Consider the following 18,345-nt stretch of genomic DNA (forward strand, 5'->3'; position numbering starts at 1 on the left):
GGCAAAGCGCGCGGAATCAACCCCACAAAGCGCCGCGCGCCAGGGTTTTTGCAATACCCTGAAACACTTACAAATTTGCTACAAATGTGACCGAGCGGTCGATTGTGGCTCACAGGGAGACATCGTATCCTCGCCGGCACAACAACAAGCAACCCCGGAGACTCCCATGGCCACTACGCCGGATACCCCGGTTGAGGCGACCGATACAGCCAGTCGCATCACCCCAGCCTATCGCCGTTACGCACTGATCCTTCTGGTGCTGGCGTACACCTCCAGCCACATCGACCGCAACATCGTGGGCATCCTGATCGAACCGATCAAGGCCGACCTGATGCTGTCGGATACCCAGATGGGCTTTTTGTCAGGCATCGCCTTCGCGCTGTTCTACGCCACCCTGGGCATTCCGATTGCCGTTTTCGCCGACCGTTCCAACCGCCGCAACATCATTGCCTGGTCCATTGCGATTTGGAGTGCCATGACCGCCGTCTGCGGCACCGCACAGAGCTTCTGGCAACTGGCTATCGCCCGCGTCGGCGTCGGTATTGGCGAGGCCGGTTCCGGCCCCTCCTCCCACTCGATGATCGCTGACCTCTACCCCAAGGAAAAGCGCTCCAGCGCCATGTCGATCTACGCCCTGGGCGTTTACTTCGGCATCATGCTGGGCTTTTTGATTGGTGGCTTTGTCGCTGAGTGGTGGGGCTGGCGTGCCGCGTTCTTTATTGTCGGCGCTCCCGGACTACTGATCGCCCTGCTGGTGCGCTACACCATGATAGAACCGCCACGCGGCTTTGCCGATGGCGTCAAACCGCCGCCGCTGGGCAAGGTAAACGTACGCGCCGGCTTTGCCTCGCTGTGGCGAGTCCGTACTACCCGCCACGTGGTCTGCGGCGTAACCCTGACCGCACTGGTAGGCTACGGCACCATCGTCTGGGCACCGGCCTTCCTGATTCGCAGCCACGGCATGACGCCGAGCGAAGTCGGCATGTTCCTCGGCCCGGTCTTGGGCATCGTCGGCGGCCTGGGCGCCTACATCGGCGGCATGCTGGCTGACCACCTGGCCGCCAAGGATGCGCGCTGGAATGCCTGGATTGTGGGTATCGCCAAGATGCTGTCCATCCCCTTCATCTGCGCCTTCTATCTGGTCGACAACACCTATCTGGCGCTGGCGTTCTATATGCCTGCAGCTTTCCTCGGTGCCTTCTATCTCGGGCCCAGCTTCGGCATGATTCAGAGCCTGACACCGCTGCGCAGCCGCGCGCTGGCGTCGGCCATCATGCTGTTTATCCTCAACCTGTTTGGCTTGGGCTTTGGTCCGCAGCTGATTGGTATTGCCAGCGACGTCATGCGCGCCTGGTTCGAAAGTGAGAGCCTGCGTTATGCGCTGTTGGCCGCCACCTTCGTCAACGTCTGGGCCTCGGCGCACTACTACCTGGCCGGTAAAACCCTGAAGCAGGATACCGACAACCTGGTCGGCTGATCCGCAAGCACCTCCTGGCGGTTGCGCATGGCAATCGGAACCGCCGGGCCTCTTCCCTGTCCATTGGTATAACGTCTGTCAGCACCGGCGCCTGCAGTGAAAGCGTCTATGCTGACAGCTGGACCTCCGGAAGAAGGAAAACTTCATGCTGACTCTGCTTTGGCTGCTCGGCCTGGTGCTGTGCATTGCCGCCCTCGCCTACGTCCGAACCTCGCTGTTGAACGCCTGCCTGGGTGTAGGTGCCTACCTGCTCGCGATGACCCTGTTGGGACCGGCCCCCTGGGTCATTGACCTGGTGCTCTGGGTCGTCTTTTTGGCGATTGCGATCCCGCTGAACATCCCCGATGTGCGCCGCAATCAGATCTCCGCCCCCCTGTTCAGCTGGTTCAAGAAAGTACTACCACCGCTGTCCGACACTGAACAGGAAGCCCTTGATGCCGGTACCGTCTGGTGGGACGGCGAGCTATTCAGCGGCCGCCCTGATTGGGGCAAACTGCACAGCTTCCCCATCCCACGCCTGAGCGCCGAAGAGCAGGCCTTTCTCGACGGCCCGGTGGAAGAGCTTTGCCGCATGACCAACGAGTGGGAGGTCACCACCGAGCGGCAGGACCTGTCGCCTGAAACCTGGTCCTACATCAAGGACAACGGCTTCTTCGGCTTGATCATCCCCAAGGAATACAACGGCAAGGGCTTCTCCGCCTACGCCCACTCGCAGATCGCCATGAAGCTGGCCAGCCGCAGCGGTGACCTGGGCTCCACCGTCATGGTGCCCAACTCGCTTGGCCCGGCCGAGCTGCTGATGCATTACGGCACCGAAGAACAGAAGCAGCATTACCTGCCGCGCCTGGCCGCCGGACAGGAAATCCCCTGTTTTGCCCTCACCGCGCCAGAAGCTGGCTCTGACGCCGGCTCAATGACCGACAAGGGCATCATCTGCAAGGGCCAATGGGAAGGCGAAGAAGTGATCGGCCTGCGGGTCACCTGGGAGAAGCGCTATATCACCCTCGGCCCGGTCGCTACCGTGCTTGGCCTGGCCTTCAAGGCCTACGACCCCGACCACCTGCTGGGCGATGAGGAATCGCTGGGGATTACCCTGGCACTGATCCCCACCGATACCGAGGGCGTCAAGATCGGGCGTCGCCACTTCCCGCTCAATGCCGCCTTCATGAACGGCCCCAACTCAGGCAAGGACGTGTTCATTCCCATGAGCTACCTGATCGGTGGCCAGGAGCGGATCGGCCAGGGCTGGATGATGCTGATGAACTGCCTGTCCGTCGGGCGTTCCATTTCGCTGCCTGCCGGCGGCACAGGCGCTGCCAAGATGGCCAGCATGACCACCGGCGCCTACGCCAGCATCCGCCGCCAGTTCAACCTGCCAATTGGTGAGTTCGAGGGTATTCAGGAAGCGCTCGCCCGCATTGGCGGCAACACCTACGTGATGAACGCCACCCGCACCATGACCGCCGGCGCTGTCGATCTGGGTGAGAAACCTTCGGTACTCTCGGCTGTGGTCAAGTACCACGTGACCGAACGCATGCGCCAAACCGTCAGCGACGCCATGGACGTGCACGGCGGCAAGGGTATCTGTATGGGGCCGAGCAACTACCTGGGCCGCGCCTATCAGTCGGTGCCCATTTCCATCACCGTGGAAGGCGCCAATATTCTCACCCGTAGCATGATGATCTTCGGTCAGGGCGCCATTCGCTGCCATCCCTTTGTACTCAAGGAGATGCAGGCCACTCAGAATGAGGATCAGAACGCGGCGTTGACCGAGTTCGACGACCTGCTGTTCCGTCATATCGGTTTTTCGCTGAGCAACGCCTCTGCCAGCCTGCTGCTGGGGCTGACCGGCGGCCGTCTGGCCGACACGCCGGACTACCCCGCCACGCAAGCCTACTACCGCCAACTGTCGCGCTTGGCAGCTGCCTTTGCCACCGTCACCGACTGCACCATGCTGATGCTGGGCGGCGAGCTGAAACGCCGTGAGCGCATTTCTGCACGGCTCGGCGACGTGTTGAGCTATCTGTACCTGGCCAGCGCTACGCTCAAGCATTTTGACGATCAGGGTCGCCACGAAGAGGATCTACCCTTTGTCCAGTGGGGCGTAGAAGACCTGCTGTTCAAGATCGAGCAAAGCCTGCACGAGGTGCTGCTCAACTTCCCTGATCCACGCATGGGTTGCCTGCTGCGCGTCGTGGTCTTCCCGCTCGGCCGCCGCCTCACACCACCTGCAGATGCGGTGGGCGCGGAAGTCGCCAGACGCTTGATGACGCCCGGCGCCGCGCGTGACCGTCTGCTGGATGGCTGCTATCAGAGCACCGACCCGAATGACGTCACCGGCCTGGTCAACACCACTCTGGAAAAGGTGCTGCTCGCCGACCCCATCGAAGCGCGCCTTGCCAAGGCCATTCACAAGGGCGAACTGGAGCACGACAGCGATGCGGACATGCTCAACGTGGCAGCCGAATCCGGCGTGATCAGTCCCGACGAAGCCGAGCTGGTGCGCGAGGCCCGCATCGCCCGCCGCGCCGTGATCGACGTGGATGACTTCTCCAAGGAAGAAATGGACCCCACAGCGCGCCAAGCAAGCGCCAGCCCGGCGAAAACGCGCAAATCGGCCAAGAAAGCTGACAATAACCCGGCAAAAACCGCACCCTCAGAGCAGGAAGCGATGCTTGAGAACCAACCCTTCCCGCCACCGGAAGATAAAGCCTGAGCCAATGTTCTGGCGTGTCGGCAGCAGCCACGCGCCAGACCATGCTTTCTGTTAGACTCCCGCGCCAGAGTAATCAGGAGTCCCGCCATGACCACCCCGCTTAGCTACCACGCCTATCACCTTGCCCTGCTACAAAGCCTGTACGACACGCTGCGCGCGCAATCGGCCCTGCTGGAACAGGTGCCGGAAGAGAGCAACGAGCTGTTTATGGAACGCTTCAACGAGCTGCTGGAACAGCTGGAGCAAGGCGATCACGACAGCCTGTACCTGGGCCAGGACATTCTCTGCCAGATCATCAGCCGCTACCCGCAAATCGCCCACCTGATCCCCCGCGACCTGCTCTGGTATTTTGGTGGCGACTGCCTGCACTTCATGCCCGACGAAGAAATCGCCCAGTACCAACTGCTGGATGAGCACCGTGCCGACGCTGAGGCGCGCGGTGAAGCTTTCGATTGGCAACAAGCCCGGCAACTGATTCAAAGCAACTGAGGCTCGCACCATCCCAACGCCTGCGGCGAGCCGCGCCCGGTCAGCTCGAGTTTCACCTTGACCGGCATCGGTGCGACGCCGCTAGCCGGGATGGTACCCAGCCCTTCCAGATAGCCACCTCAAAGCCTCGCACCGGCTAGCCGCCAGCCGGCAACGCCGAGCTCCGTCTCGACCCGCAACCTCAAGCGCACCGGCACAGCCCGAGCAAGAACCCAGCCTCTCTGACATACCAGCAAGCGGCAACGGCCAGGCAGGTAGTTTTCTTCAGGCACAAAAAAAGCCGCTACATGAGCGGCTTTTTTGTTATTTCTGGGGGGGGGGAAGCGAGACGCGAACTCGCGAGGCTACGCGCCCCGCCCCGACCACGGCAATGCCGTGCTCTACCACTGAGACCTGCGCCAGCGAGCAAATCTCAGGCACAAAAAAGCCGCTACGTGAGCGGCTGTTTTGTTACTTCTGGGGGGAAGCGAGACGCGAACTCGCGAGGCTACGCGCCTCGCCCCGACCTCGGCAATGCCGTGCTCTACCACTGAGACCTGCGCCAGCGACCAAATCGCAGGCACAAAAAAGCCGCTACGTGAGCGGCTGTTTTGTTACTTCTGGAGCGGGAAACGAGACTCGAACTCGCGACCCCGACCTTGGCAAGGTCGTGCTCTACCAACTGAGCTATTCCCGCAAAACTGACGCCGTGATGGCGTCCCCTAGGGGACTCGAACCCCTGTTACCGCCGTGAAAGGGCGGTGTCCTAGGCCACTAGACGAAGGGGACGTATCCGGACTTCTCTGTGCCGAGGTGTTAACCCTGGCTACTTGCTGCGTGTTGTTCGCTGCAAGTGGCGCGCATTTTATGCATGGTCTGAAATATCGTCAACCCCTCAACCCAATCTTTTTTCAGGTTTTTTTCATCTTCGTCAGCAACGAGCCACCCCACCGCTCGTCAAGCGCTTGTGTAATGAGGGCTGGACCCAAAAACCGGGCCCTGCACAACAAGCCGACCAGCGGCGGAAAAAAGCTTGTCGCCTCAAGCTGTCTCAGCCATGATGCTAAAGTGATAGTTCACTGACTGTGCGACCATTGTTTCAAATAGGTTGGCAGTCTTGTAAACGGAGCATTGCGACCCGTAGCCACAGGCAAGGTTGCATTGGCTCAGGACGTTTAGGCACACAAGAAGAGAGACAAACACGTGTCCCCACTCCTAATTGGCGGTTTATTGGCTGCCGGACTTCTGGTTCTGGTCAGCATCGGCTTTATCAGTCACGGGCTTGAGCGCGCGCGGCTGGAGCGCGCCAGACAATCTGCCGAGGTGTCCGCGCGCATCAAGATCGGCAACAGCGTCATGGCCTCCCTGCCCGGCCAGTTTCTGCCGGCGGAGCTGGGCACCTTGCTACTGCAGATTGAAGTGCAACTATTGGAAAAGCTGGCTCGCATCAACAAGAACGCCGGCGACGTCAGTCAGCGCCTGGCCGCCTCGCGCGCGCAACTTGAGCAGAACCAGGTGCCCAGCAACGCTCCCGTTACCCTGGACTCCGAAGCCAAGGGCAAGGAAGCGCGCATCCAGCTGGAGAATCTCTACAAGCAGCTGCAGCAGGCGCAGGCTGACGGCCTGATCGACAAGGCCACGCTGACGCACTGGTCCAGCCAGATTCGCCGCTTTCTGGTCGCCGCCAACCTGGACACCTTCAACGCCACCGCCAAGCAAGGCATGCAGCAGGGCAAGCCGCGGGTCGCCAAGCTGCAATATGAGCGTGCCATCGCCTACCTGACCAAACTGAACAACCCGGCCTTTAGCGAGCACCTGAAGCAATACAAGGCTCTTCTGCAACGCGCCGAGGCTGCCGTTGTAGCGCAAGATCAGTCAGCCAGCGGCCAGCCGAGTGAACTGGATGCAGGCCTGCAGCAAATGGAAAGCGCCGACGACCAGTGGAAGAAAAACGCCGTCTACGACGATTAGAACCAAGACGCCCCGTGGCCAGCTAGTGCTGGCCACTCCTCCCGATAACGACCCCATATGGAATTCCAATGGCCCTGACCCTCTACGGCGCCATACTGTCGCCCTACGTACGCAAGATTCGGATCCAGCTCGCAGAGCAGCAGATCGAGTACCAGCACAAGCACATCCCGCCACGCGACAAACCGGATTGGTATACCGATATCAGCCCGCTTGGGCGCATTCCCGCGATCCAGGATGGCGACTTCAAGCTGGCCGACTCCGCCGTCATCGCGCAATACCTGCATGAAAGCCGCGGCGGCCAACCGCTGTACGGCACATCACCCGAGCAGGCGGCCCGGGTTCGCTGGCTGGAAAAATATGCCGATTATGAGCTGGCCCCCTACAGCACCTTTGCGCTGTTCTTTCAGCGTGTGGTGGCGCCAAACTATGGTGAACAGCCTGATCAAGCCATGATTCAGGCCGCGCTCGACCATCATCTGCCACCTCTGCTCAACTACCTGGAAGCAGAGCTCGGCAACGCGCCCTTCTTTCTCGGCCAACAGTTCAGCCTGGCAGATATTGCCGTGTGCACGCAGCTGATCAACATGGCCCATGCCGGCGAATTGATTGACGAGTACCGCTGGCCCGGCCTGTCTTCGCTGCTTAGCCGCGTCACTTCGCGGGCCAGCGTTTCGGCCATTCTGCCAACCGAGCACCAGCAGGTTGCCAAGCTGACCGGCCGCCTCTGAAGCGGTAAGCTACCGGGCGGCGCGGCCATCTGCGCAGCCGGGCCCGGTAGCACTTCAGCGCCGTCAAAAACGCCAATACGTTGCTGCCACCCAACCCGCGTAACCGTGCGACAATGCACCGCCTCGGCTGAGCGATCCGCGCTGTTACGGCATGCTGTCACCCTGATGGCGATAGTGCGCTAAGCTTTTGCCAAGAGATTGCCGATAAGGATCGCAGCAACCCATATGGATATCCGCCTCACCAACCGCCTGTCCTTCAAGCAAACCCGCATGGGCGTGCTGGGCGCTTTCATTCTTGGCACCCTGCTGGGCCTGATTCAGGTGACCGTTGATTACCATTCCGAAGATGCCGCCATCGATGAAGCGGTGCAGGCCCAGATCAACGTCAGCCTCGGCCCCGCCTCGCGTATTGCGTACAACATTGATGCTGAACTTGCCCTGGAACTGGTTAACGGCTTGCTGCAGGCGCCGCCGGTGATCCGCGCGGAAATCATCGATAACAACGGCATCGCCCTGGCCAGCGTCAGCCGCCCCATGGCCACCAGCCGTTACCGCGTGGTCAGCGATGCGCTGTTCAAGCGCCGCCGCGACTACTCACATCCGCTCTATGTAGAACACGCACCCAATGAGCTGCTGGGCCACCTGGTGATCGAAGTGGATACCTTCCACCAAGGGGCAAGCTTCCTGCGCCGCGCCGGCCTGACCATGTTGTCGGGCTTTATTCTCAGCCTGGTCCTGTCGCTGATTCTGATGGTGCTGTTCTACGGCATGCTGACCAAGCCCCTGGTGCGCCTGATCAACGACCTGCTGAACATGAAGACCGAGGGCGAACGCAGCCGCCTGCCCTGCCCTGATGGTCACGAGCGCGACGAAATCGGCGCTTTGGTAGAGGTAATCAACCGTCAGCTGCAGAGCATCGACGTCAACATGCGCCAGAAGCTGCGCGCCGAAGAGCGTCTGCGCAAATACCTCGAAGAACTCGAAAGCATCGTCGAGTCTCGCACCAATGAGCTGCAGGAAACCAACGCCCAGTTACGCCGCTCGAACCAAGACCTGGAGTACTCGCGCGAAGAAGCGCTCGATATGGCCCGCGCGCGCTCGGCCTTTCTGGCCAACATGAGCCACGAGATTCGCACCCCCATCAATGGCCTGCTCGGCATGATCGGCCTGACGCTCGACAGCCCGCTGAACAACGAGCAAAAGCAGCAGCTCTCCATAGCCTACGACTCTGGCAAAGTGCTGGTGGCCCTGCTGAACGACATTCTCGACCTGTCCAAGTTTGAAGCCGGCAAGTTGCAGCTAGAGCGCATCCCCTTCGATCTGGGCGCACTGCTCGAAGAAACTGCCAGCCTGCTGTCACAGAATGCCGGCAAGCAGGATATCGAACTGACCTGTCGTATAGATCCACGCCTCCCGGGCATGCTGCTCGGCGACCCCACGCGTATCCGCCAGATCGTCAGCAACCTGCTGTCCAACGCGCTCAAGTTCACCGAGCAGGGCCATGTGGCCCTTACTCTGAACCTTGAGCGTGGTGGCAGTGCCGATCAGCAGGTGCGTATCAGCGTGTCGGACAGCGGCATTGGCATCGCCGAAGAGGCGCTGGAAAGCATCTTCTCGCCCTTCACCCAGGCCGACGCGCATATCTCCCGTCGTTTTGGCGGCACCGGGCTGGGTCTTGCGCTGTGCCGCAGCCTGACTGACGCCATGGGCGGCGTGCTGACCGTCACCTCGACCCTCGGCCAGGGCAGCAGCTTCAGCGTGTTGATCCCACTCGCCAGCCACGACCAGCAACCCGTTTTTCCCAAGCCCGCAGCACGTTCGGTACTGATCTGGAATCAAAGTGGCCACCTGCAGGGCCAGGTGCTCAACGAACTGCTGCGCAGCTGGGGTATGGATTGCACGGTCATGGATTACCAACTGCTCAGCCCCTTGCCTCAGGTACCGGACGGCAAAGACTTCTGGCTGCTCGACAGCCCGACCCTCGCGCAACGACTACAAGGGCTGGAACCCGAGACGCCGCGACTGCTGGTGTGCAGCTACAGCCGACTGCTCTCAGCCGAGAAAGCACACAAACTGGGTATTCTGCAGCAGGTCGCGGCGCCGCCGGCCCGCCGCCGCCTGGCGCAGGCGATAGACGAGCTGTTCGGCATTGTGCGAGAAAGCCAGCCCACCACTGAAAATATCGCCTTGCCGGCCGGCCAAAGGCTGCTGCTGGTGGAAGACAACGCGGTGAACCAGATGGTTGCCAAGGGCATGCTCAGCCGCCTGGGCTATGAAGCGGATCTGGCCGAACATGGCGAGATCGCATTGCATCTGCTGGAGGAAAACGACTACGCGCTGGTGCTGATGGATTGCAACATGCCAGTTCTCGACGGCTACGAGACCAGCCGGCGCATGCGCGCCGACCCGCGCTGGCAGAATCTGCCGATCATCGCCCTCACCGCCAACGCGTTGCACGAAGACCGCCAGCGCTGCCAAGAGGCCGGCATGAGTGACTACCTGGCCAAACCTTTCAAGCGTGAAGACCTGCAGGCCATACTGCAGCGCTGGCTTAGCAACCCTTCAGCCGATTGAGCGGCTGAAGAGTGCCTAAGGCCTAGCCGAGCAGCGCCTCAATATCCGCCCGCAGATCTTCCGGCTTGGTGGTTGGGGCGTAACGCTTGACGACTTTGCCCTGCGCATCGACCAGAAACTTGGTGAAGTTCCACTTGATGCCCTTACTGCCCAGCAACCCTGGCGCCTGCGACTTGAGCTGCACAAACAGCGGGTGCGCGCTGTCGCCGTTGACGTCAACCTTCTTGAACAGTGGGAAGCTGACGCCGTAGTTCAGCTCGCAAAACTCGGAGATCTGCCCCTCATCACCCGGCTCCTGCGCCCCAAACTGATTGCACGGAAATCCGGCTACGCGCAGCCCCTTGGCCTGATAATCCTGCCACAGCGCCTCAAGCCCCTTGTACTGCGGGGTGAAGCCGCATTTGCTCGCGGTGTTGACCACCAGATACGCCTTGCCATCCAGCTCTGCCAGGCTGCTTTCACGGTTATCGATGGTGGTACAGGGGATCTGCAGCAGTTGTTCAGCCATGACGACAATACTCCTTGGGTTATTCGCGTTAAGTGAGCACAGCTTAGCGCATATTAATTTGCATGCAATTTATTTGCGCGCAATTAAAAAAAGCACGACGATATTCGCACCGGTAAAGTCATGGGTACGGCCTGAGGGGCAACTACCGCTTTTGGAGGTAACCGCCAGCACACCAGTACAGCTACACATTTTCTGCATTTTCCCCACCCGGAATCCGCAACACAGGCTTTCACAGTGAGCCACGCAAGACGTATGATGGTCGTTTTACAATCGCTCAGGGATGACAGAACATCACCTCCCTCCCTGACATGCTCATCAGCCCTGGATCCACAAGGTAAGCACCATGCAGGTTAGCAAGTCCAACAAATTGGCCAACGTCTGCTACGACATTCGCGGCCCCGTGCTGCGCCACGCCAAGCGCCTCGAAGAAGAAGGCCACCGCATTCTCAAGCTGAACATCGGCAACCCCGCGCCCTTTGGTTTTGAAGCGCCGGAAGAGATCCTGCAGGACGTTATCCTCAACCTGTCTACCGCGCAGGGCTACAGTGATTCGCGTGGTCTTTTCTCCGCCCGCAAGGCGGTGATGCATTACACCCAGACCAAGAACATCCCCAATGTCGGCATCGACGACATCTACCTCGGCAACGGCGTTTCCGAGCTGATCGTCATGGCCATGCAAGGCCTGCTGAACAACGGCGATGAGGTCTTGATCCCGGCGCCCGACTATCCGCTGTGGACCGCCTCTGTCAGCCTCTCGGGCGGCAAGCCGGTGCATTACCTGTGCGACGAGCAGTCGGACTGGTACCCCGATATTGAAGACATTCGCAGCAAGATCACCAGCAACACCAAGGCCATGGTAATCATCAACCCCAACAACCCCACTGGTGCGGTGTACCCGCGCGAGGTGCTGGAGCAGTTGGCGCAGGTGGCTCGCGAGAACAACCTGATCCTGTTTGCCGATGAAATCTACGACAAGATCCTGTACGACGGCGTTGAGCACGAGTCCGTGGCTGCCGTGGCGCCCGATGTCCTGTGCCTGACCTTCAACGGCCTGTCCAAGTCTTACCGGGTCGCGGGCTTCCGCTCTGGCTGGATGATCATCAGCGGGCCCAAGCAGCACGCCAAGAGCTACCTGGAAGGTCTGGAGATTCTCGCCTCCATGCGTCTTTGCGCCAACGTGCCGGCGCAGCACGCCATCCAGACCGCGCTGGGTGGCTATCAGAGCATCAACGACCTGATCCTGCCGGGCGGCCGCCTGTTGGAACAGCGCGATACCGCCTGGGAGCTGCTCAACGAAATCCCCGGCGTCAGCTGCACCAAGCCCAAGGGCGCGCTCTACCTGTTCCCGCGGCTCGACCCCAAGGTCTACCCGATCCATAACGACGAGAAAATGGTGCTCGACCTGCTGCTGCAGGAAAAGATCCTGATCGTGCAGGGCACGGCCTTCAACTGGCCGTGGCCGGATCACTTCCGTATTGTCTCGCTGCCGCGCAAGGATGATCTGGAAATGGCCATCGGCCGCATCGCCAACTTCCTCAAGACCTACAAACAGTAAGGCGCTGCGTGGCTGACCTGCATATCGAAGACTTCCACCAGGATGTAGCCCGCATCCTGGTGGCGCTGTATAACCGCTTCCCGCAGCCCGCCGCACTCTTTGTCAGTGATTTGATTGGTGAGCACGAGCCCGATGCCTTCGGCGTGCCTGCGCCGCGCCATCTCGCCTGCTTCAGCGCCATGCTATGGCTCGCCGATGAAGGCTTTCTGCGCTATGGCGACACCATTCGCCAGGAAGCCATCGATCAGGCCTGCCTTAGCGAACGTGCCTTTGTACTGCTCTCCAAGGCCGACAGCGCGCAACGTGACCCTGAGCTGCCTGCCAGCATTGCCCGCCAACGCGCCACGCTCGCTCAGCGCCTGCGTGATGCTCTCAAAAGCGGCTCCAGCAGCCAGCTCTACGACACCGTGCAACTCTGCTTTTTACCCCGCGACAAATAACCACAGTCGCTACCCGCCCCTGCACGCAACCTGACTGTGAAACCTTTTGTCATAGAGTCAGCATTGAAAGCCCACCCCGCTCGCCCAATATAAGCTCAGAATAGAGCCTCGCAGCGCAACGCCGCGCGAGCTGATTGATCTCTACACAGGAAATACCCAAACCATGATGCGAATACTGCTGTTTCTGGCAACCAACATTGCGGTCGTGCTGGTCGCCAGCATTACCCTGAGCCTGCTGGGCGTCGGCAACATCCATGACGGCCAGGGCGGCATGAACCTGCAGGCGCTGCTGATCTTCTGCGCCGTGATCGGCTTTGCCGGCTCCTTTATCTCGCTGTTTCTATCCAAATGGATGGCCAAGCGCAGCACCGGTGCCCGCGTGATCGAGCAGCCGCAGACCCAGCAGGAAAAGTGGCTGGTCAGCACCGTGGAAGAACTGGCCCGCACCGCTGGCATCGGCATGCCGGAAGTGGCCATCTTCCCGTCCCGCGCGCCCAACGCCTTTGCCACCGGCTGGAACAAGAACGCCTCGCTGGTCGCCGTTTCCGAAGGCATGCTGCAGCGTTTCAGCCCGGCGGAAGTCAAAGCCGTCATGGCCCACGAGATTGGCCACGTCGCCAACGGCGACATGATCACCCTCACCCTGATTCAGGGCGTGGTGAACACCTTCGTGATGTTCTTTGCGCGCATCATCGGCAACTTTGTCGACCGCGCCGTATTCAAGAACGAAGGCAGCGGCCCGGGCATTGGCTATTTTGTCGCGACCATCTTTGCCGAGCTGGTATTGGGCATTCTGGCCAGCATCATCGTCATGTGGTTCTCCCGCCAGCGTGAGTTCCGCGCCGATGCAGCGAGCGCGCAACTGGTGGGCGCCGGCGCCATGATCGCCGCGCTGGAACACCTGAAAGCCGAACAGGGCATTCCGGTGGAACTGCCCGGCGAGATGACCGCATTCGGCATCAACGGCAGCCTCAAGCACGGTCTCGCCGGCCTGCTGATGAGCCACCCGCCACTGGATGAGCGCATTGCCGCGCTGCGGGCCGGAAACTATCGGTAACTAGCTGCAAGCAATTGGAGCGGAATCGGGCTTAGCCTGGTTCCGCTTTTTTGTTGCTTTCCATCTGGCTGATTTAAGCAAGTGCATAAGTTTGAACGTGCCGGCTTACATCAAATTCCAAAACGCTTCGACCAACGGGTTTTTCAGGTTCTTTTTCAGGGTGAACAACCCGATGTCGTAGGGTTCCAGCTCCGGGGTGACATCCAGCACGCGGATACGCTCGCGCAGCGGACTGTTGTCGAGCACAATCTTGGGCACTACGCCAATGCCAAAGCCAAGGCTGACCATGCTGACAATCGCCTCGTTACCCGTGACCTGGGCATAAATGCGCGGCGCGATATCCTGCTGGCGGAACCACTCGTCAACCCGGGTTCGGGAGACGCCGCTTTCCGAGAGAATCAGCGGTATGCTCTCCCAGGCCTGCGGCGTAGTGGGCGTCTCGATGGGCACGTTGGGAACCTGCTGCTCCAGCGGCGCTATAAACAGCAGGGGCGAAATGGCGATGGGTTTGAACGCCAAGCCGCGTGGCAGGCTGGCGGGCTGCGCCGCGATGCTGATGTCTTCCTTGCCATCCAGCACATGCGCGATGGCGTGCTCCGGATCGCCGGTGCGCAGTTTGATTTCAATCGCCGGATACGCCACCCGGAAACGGCGCAGCAGCTCATACAAAAAGCTGTAACTGGCGGTAACCGAGCCGTACAGACTAACCTCACCGCTGAGCTGATCCGAATTGTCGGTGAGTTCGTGGCGAATCAGGTTCCACTGGCTGCTGGTATCACGCGCGTAGTTGAGAAATTTTTGCCCCTCGCGGGTCAGCGCGACCGTACGATTGTCGCGATTGAATAGCGCCACCCCCAGTTCGTCTTCCAACTGGCGTATGTTGCGCGACAAGGCAGAGATGCTGATGTGGCACTCATCGCTGGCGCGGCCAAAGTGCAGTGTTTCCGCCAACGCGAGAAACTGCTTGAGCGTTTTGATGTTCATGCTGGGATGATAACGGATGTTTGCAGAAAACGGGACGTCTTGTTGCAAATATATCAATTTAAGAAATGGTCAGTTTTCTATAAATTGACCGCACTCACAGATTACTGGCGCCTATCGTTGGTGGCTGTGTCCCTTATCAAGATCGGCGTGCGGTTGTCGCCGATCACTTCACCATACACTCAGGGTGTTAAAAAATGGCTAATTACTTCAATACCTTACCGCTGCGCGAGCAACTGGCAGAGCTGGCCAAGTGCCGCTTCATGCACAACGCTGAATTCGCCGATGGCGTCGACGCGCTGAAAGGCAAAAAAATGGTCGTTATCGGTTGTGGCGCACAGGGCCTGAACCAGGGCTTGAACCTGCGCGACAGCGGCCTGGACGTTTCCTACGCCCTGCGCCCTGAGGCCATTGAGCAGAAGCGCCAATCCTGGAAGAACGCCACTGAAAACGGCTTCACCGTTGGCACTTATGAAGAGCTGATCCCCACCGCCGACGTAGTACTGAACCTGACTCCAGACAAGCAGCACACCGCCGTTGTAAACGCTGTCATGCCGCTGATGAAGCAAGGCGCCTGCCTGTCTTACTCGCACGGTTTCAACATCGTTGAAGAAGGCATGAAAATCCGTGACGACCTGACCGTCATCATGGTTGCTCCCAAGTGCCCAGGTTCTGAAGTGCGCGCTGAATACGTTCGCGGCTTTGGCGTACCTACCCTGATCGCCGTTCACGAAGACAACGATCCTAAAGGCGAAGGCCTGGCACTGGCCAAGGCCTATGCAGTCGGTACTGGCGGTCACAAGGCCGGCGTACTGATGTCGTCCTTCATCGCTGAAGTTAAATCCGACCTGATGGGCGAGCAGACCATTCTGTGCGGCATGCTGCAGACCGGCTCCATCCTGTGCTTCGACAAAATGGTTGAAGAAGGCATCGACGCTGGCTACGCCTCGCGCCTGATCCAGTACGGCTGGGAAACCATCACCGAAGCCCTGAAATACGGCGGCGTGACCAACATGCTGGACCGCCTGTCCAACCCGGCCAAGATCAAGGCCTTTGACCTGGCCGAAGAGCTGAAGCAGATCATGCGTCCGCTGTACAACAAGCACCAGGACGACATCATCAGCGGTCACTTCTCCAAGACCATGATGGAAGACTGGGCCAACGACGACAAGAACCTGCTGCAATGGCGTGCAGATACCGCTGAAACCAACTTCGAGAAGACCCCTGCCGGCGACGTAAAAATCTCCGAACAGGAATTCTTCGACAACGGCATCCTGATGGTTGCCATGGTTAAAGCCGGCGTTGAGCTGGCGTTCGAGACCATGACTGCTGCCGGCATCATCGCCGAGTCTGCGTACTACGAGTCGCTGCACGAAACCCCGCTGATTGCCAACACCATCGCGCGCAAGAAGCTGTATGAAATGAACGCCACCATTTCCGACACTGCAGAATATGGTTGCTACCTGTACAACCACGCCTGTGTGCCGCTGCTGGCCGACTTCATGAAAGGCATCAAGACCGACGTTATCGGCAAAGGCCTGGACCTGGAAGACAACGGCGTAGACAACGCTCGCCTGATCGAAGTGAACGCCGCGCTGCGCTCACACCCGGTCGAAGCCGTAGGCACAGTGCTCCGTGGCTACATGGCTGACATGAAGAAAATCGTTTAATCGATTAATTCATCGTTAGCCGCCAAGCCGGGTTTCCGACCAGAAACCCGGCTTTTTTGTCTCTGTTGTTTGCAGCACCTGTTATTCCCGGCTCCGTTGTTCGTAACTCAAAAAGGCACGCCCCAATGAACGCATCAACCCAGCTCGCTCCCATTCAATTGAACAACGCGACGGTCAACTTTGATGATCGCTTCACCCTGAACGAAATTGACTGGAGCATCTCGCCAGACCAGCACTGGGTCATTACCGGCACCAACGGCGCCGGCAAGTCCGCTCTGGCGGCGGTGCTGGCCGGGATGGGCGAAGTCACCGCTGGCAGCGTACAGGGTCTGCCCGCACGCGTGGGCCTGGTCTCGTTTGAAGCCCAGGCGGAGCTGATCGCCAGAGAACTGAAAAAAGACGATGCCGACATCATGGACGTGATTTCACTTGGCACGCCGGTGCATGAAATCATCTTCGAGAACTGCCAGGACCCGGCATTGGCTCAATCGCTGGTGGAGAAGTTCGGCCTTAGCAAACTGCTCGACCGCGCGTTTCGCAAACTTTCCACCGGTGAAACCCGCAAGGTCATGCTGATTCGCGCCCTCTCCAGCAAGCCGGATCTGCTGATCCTCGATGAGCCCTTTGATGGCCTGGATGCAGACACCCTCGCCATGCTGCAAGCGCACCTGGCCTCTATCATCAACACCGTCCCTATGGTCATGGTGCTGAACCGCTTTGATGAGATGCCTGACTTCATCACCCATGTTGCTTACATGGATAAAGACAGCTCAGACCCAAAGAACCCGAATCAGGGCCGCCTGACCCTGACCGTCGATAGAAGCGACGAAGGCGCCTTCAACGAGCTGTATCAACTGCTGCACCTGAAAACCACCGACCTGCACGTACCCGGTGCCGACCCCGGCAATAAACTGCCCGCGCTTGATCCAGGCCAATCGCTGGTGCGGCTGAAAGACGCGACCATCAAGTACGGCGATACCGTCATCGTAAACAAGCTGAACTGGACCATAGAGCCCGGCCAGCACTGGCAGCTCAGCGGCCCCAACGGCAGCGGCAAAACCGGGGTGTTGTCGCTGATCACCGGCGATCACCCGCAGTGCTATACCAACGACATTTATGTCTTCGGCTTTCAGCGCGGCAACGGTGAAAGCATCTGGCAGATCAAGCAGTTTATCGGTTACGTCTCCACTACCCTGCAGTGGGAATACCGAGTCAGCACCAGTTGCAAGAACGTGATCATCTCCGGCTTTCACGACAGCATCGGCCTGTATAGCAAGTCGTCAGACAACCAGAAAAAGATCGCAGACCAGTGGCTGGCGCTGCTCGGCATGACCTCGCGCGCCGACCAACCATTCAACAAACTCTCCTACGGCGATCAGCGCCTGCTACTTATCGCCCGCGCCATGGTCAAACACCCGCCCCTGTTGATCCTCGACGAGCCCTGCCTGGGCCTCGACGATATGAATCGGCAGCTCGTGCTCGCGTTGATCGAGAAGATCTGCCAAAGGTCGGAGACCACGGTGTTGTATGTGAATCATCATGCGGAAGATCGGATAGCGGGGATCGAGCGGTATTTGAAGTTGGAGAAAAACAGCTAGGTTTTACAAGGAGCAAAAAATCAGGCGCCGCACCGCAGTGCGTTGAACCCGGTCCCACCAGCACGCTGCGTGCCTCGCTCTGGTACCGCAAAAATCCCGTCAGTATCATAGGTCAGCGCCGGACGCACTGGCCCTGGGCTGCAAAAACCACAGTGGCAACAGTATGAGCACGACCACCGGGGTGTTGATCCACAAATGGCTGTACATTCCGTTGGCCGCCGACACGCCGCTATCCAGGCAAAACCAGACGAGCACCGCCACCATGAGGGCCAGCTTGATTGCTGCAGTGCCCTGCGCCACATAGTGATAAATCGCCAGACAGAACAGCAAACCCCAGCTGGCGACCGTAGGCCCAAACAGCTGCAACAGGCTGCGCATCAGTTGGTCTACATTGGCCTCGAAACCCACATCAAAGGCAGCGTAAAGGCCGGCCACGTAGGGCGTCATCAGGCTTGTCTTGGCGAGAACTATAAACACCAGCCCGAGCACAAAGTGGCCCAGCCCCACCAGCATCAACCAGTAATACAAAACCTTTTGCATGCAGCACCGTCTTTTTAAAAAAGGAACATGGAGCGCAGGCTCCGTACTGACAGAGCCTGCTG

At 59.6% G+C, this 18,345-nt stretch carries 14 protein-coding genes and 2 tRNA genes; 11 read left to right on the forward strand and 5 right to left on the reverse strand.

The features are described 5' to 3' along the window. Window positions 1-166: 166 nt before the first annotated feature. From BLU26_RS04505 to BLU26_RS04515, 3 genes are all read left to right on the forward strand, one after another. Window positions 167-1,477, forward strand: a complete 1,311-nt coding sequence (locus BLU26_RS04505) for a spinster family MFS transporter (RefSeq protein WP_092284257.1) — start codon at window positions 167-169, stop codon at window positions 1,475-1,477. 148 nt (window positions 1,478-1,625) lie between these two features. Then, the gene (locus BLU26_RS04510; protein ID WP_092288361.1) at window positions 1,626-4,193 is read left to right on the forward strand and encodes an acyl-CoA dehydrogenase; all 2,568 of its coding nucleotides are present in this window, start codon (window positions 1,626-1,628) and stop codon (window positions 4,191-4,193) included. 87 nt (window positions 4,194-4,280) lie between these two features. Continuing rightward, window positions 4,281-4,682, forward strand: a complete 402-nt coding sequence (locus BLU26_RS04515; protein WP_092284259.1) for a PA2817 family protein — start codon at window positions 4,281-4,283, stop codon at window positions 4,680-4,682. Between the two features lie 600 nt (window positions 4,683-5,282). Here the strand turns inward: BLU26_RS04515 and BLU26_RS04525 are convergent. Next, a tRNA-Gly gene (locus BLU26_RS04525) sits at window positions 5,283-5,358 on the reverse strand. A gap of 16 nt (window positions 5,359-5,374) precedes the next feature. Continuing rightward, a tRNA-Glu gene (locus BLU26_RS04530) sits at window positions 5,375-5,450 on the reverse strand. 414 nt (window positions 5,451-5,864) lie between these two features. On the opposite strand from BLU26_RS04530, the gene BLU26_RS04535 reads away from it, so the two are divergent. From BLU26_RS04535 to BLU26_RS04545, 3 genes are all read left to right on the forward strand, one after another. Continuing rightward, window positions 5,865-6,632 (forward strand): hypothetical protein, encoded by a 768-nt coding sequence (locus BLU26_RS04535; protein ID WP_157719300.1) that lies wholly within the window; start codon window positions 5,865-5,867, stop codon window positions 6,630-6,632. 68 nt (window positions 6,633-6,700) lie between these two features. Continuing rightward, entirely contained in the window at window positions 6,701-7,360 is a 660-nt protein-coding gene (locus tag BLU26_RS04540) for a glutathione S-transferase family protein (RefSeq protein ID WP_092284263.1), read from the forward strand. Window positions 7,361-7,585: 225 nt separating this feature from the next. Beyond that, entirely contained in the window at window positions 7,586-9,934 is a 2,349-nt protein-coding gene (locus BLU26_RS04545; RefSeq protein ID WP_092284264.1) for an ATP-binding protein, read from the forward strand. A 22-nt stretch (window positions 9,935-9,956) separates the two neighbouring features. On the opposite strand, the gene BLU26_RS04550 is transcribed toward BLU26_RS04545, so the two are convergent. Continuing rightward, window positions 9,957-10,442, reverse strand: a complete 486-nt coding sequence (locus tag BLU26_RS04550; protein WP_092284265.1) for a glutathione peroxidase — start codon at window positions 10,440-10,442, stop codon at window positions 9,957-9,959. A 343-nt stretch (window positions 10,443-10,785) separates the two neighbouring features. On the opposite strand from BLU26_RS04550, the gene BLU26_RS04555 reads away from it, so the two are divergent. The 3 genes from BLU26_RS04555 to htpX all read left to right on the forward strand — a co-directional run bounded on the left by BLU26_RS04555 (window position 10,786) and on the right by htpX (window position 13,494). Beyond that, on the forward strand, window positions 10,786-11,997 hold the full coding sequence (locus BLU26_RS04555; RefSeq protein WP_092284267.1) for a pyridoxal phosphate-dependent aminotransferase: 1,212 nt from the start codon (window positions 10,786-10,788) through the stop codon (window positions 11,995-11,997). 8 nt (window positions 11,998-12,005) lie between these two features. Further along, window positions 12,006-12,437: a hypothetical protein gene (locus BLU26_RS04560; protein ID WP_092284269.1), complete on the forward strand. Its 432-nt coding sequence runs from the start codon at window positions 12,006-12,008 to the stop codon at window positions 12,435-12,437. A 163-nt stretch (window positions 12,438-12,600) separates the two neighbouring features. Further along, window positions 12,601-13,494 carry a protease HtpX gene (gene htpX / locus BLU26_RS04565; RefSeq protein WP_092284271.1) on the forward strand — a complete coding sequence of 298 codons (894 nt, stop codon included), beginning with the start codon at window positions 12,601-12,603 and terminating at the stop codon, window positions 13,492-13,494. Window positions 13,495-13,599: 105 nt separating this feature from the next. On the opposite strand, the gene ilvY is transcribed toward htpX, so the two are convergent. Beyond that, window positions 13,600-14,478 carry an HTH-type transcriptional activator IlvY gene (ilvY, locus tag BLU26_RS04570; protein WP_092284273.1) on the reverse strand — a complete coding sequence of 293 codons (879 nt, stop codon included), beginning with the start codon at window positions 14,476-14,478 and terminating at the stop codon, window positions 13,600-13,602. 194 nt (window positions 14,479-14,672) lie between these two features. Here ilvY and ilvC point away from each other — a divergent pair, with 194 nt between their 5' ends. Together ilvC and modF are read left to right on the forward strand one after the other, a co-directional pair. Further along, a complete protein-coding gene (gene ilvC, locus BLU26_RS04575) occupies window positions 14,673-16,145 on the forward strand; it encodes a ketol-acid reductoisomerase (protein WP_092284275.1) in 1,473 nt (490 codons plus the stop codon). 125 nt (window positions 16,146-16,270) lie between these two features. Then, window positions 16,271-17,743 (forward strand): molybdate ABC transporter ATP-binding protein ModF, encoded by a 1,473-nt coding sequence (modF, locus tag BLU26_RS04580; RefSeq protein ID WP_092284277.1) that lies wholly within the window; start codon window positions 16,271-16,273, stop codon window positions 17,741-17,743. A 105-nt stretch (window positions 17,744-17,848) separates the two neighbouring features. On the opposite strand, the gene BLU26_RS04585 is transcribed toward modF, so the two are convergent. Then, the gene (locus BLU26_RS04585; protein WP_092284279.1) at window positions 17,849-18,283 is read right to left on the reverse strand and encodes a hypothetical protein; all 435 of its coding nucleotides are present in this window, start codon (window positions 18,281-18,283) and stop codon (window positions 17,849-17,851) included. Window positions 18,284-18,345 lie beyond the last annotated feature (62 nt).

The organism is Halopseudomonas sabulinigri (assembly GCF_900105255.1).
GTDB lineage: Bacteria > Pseudomonadota > Gammaproteobacteria > Pseudomonadales > Pseudomonadaceae > Halopseudomonas > Halopseudomonas sabulinigri.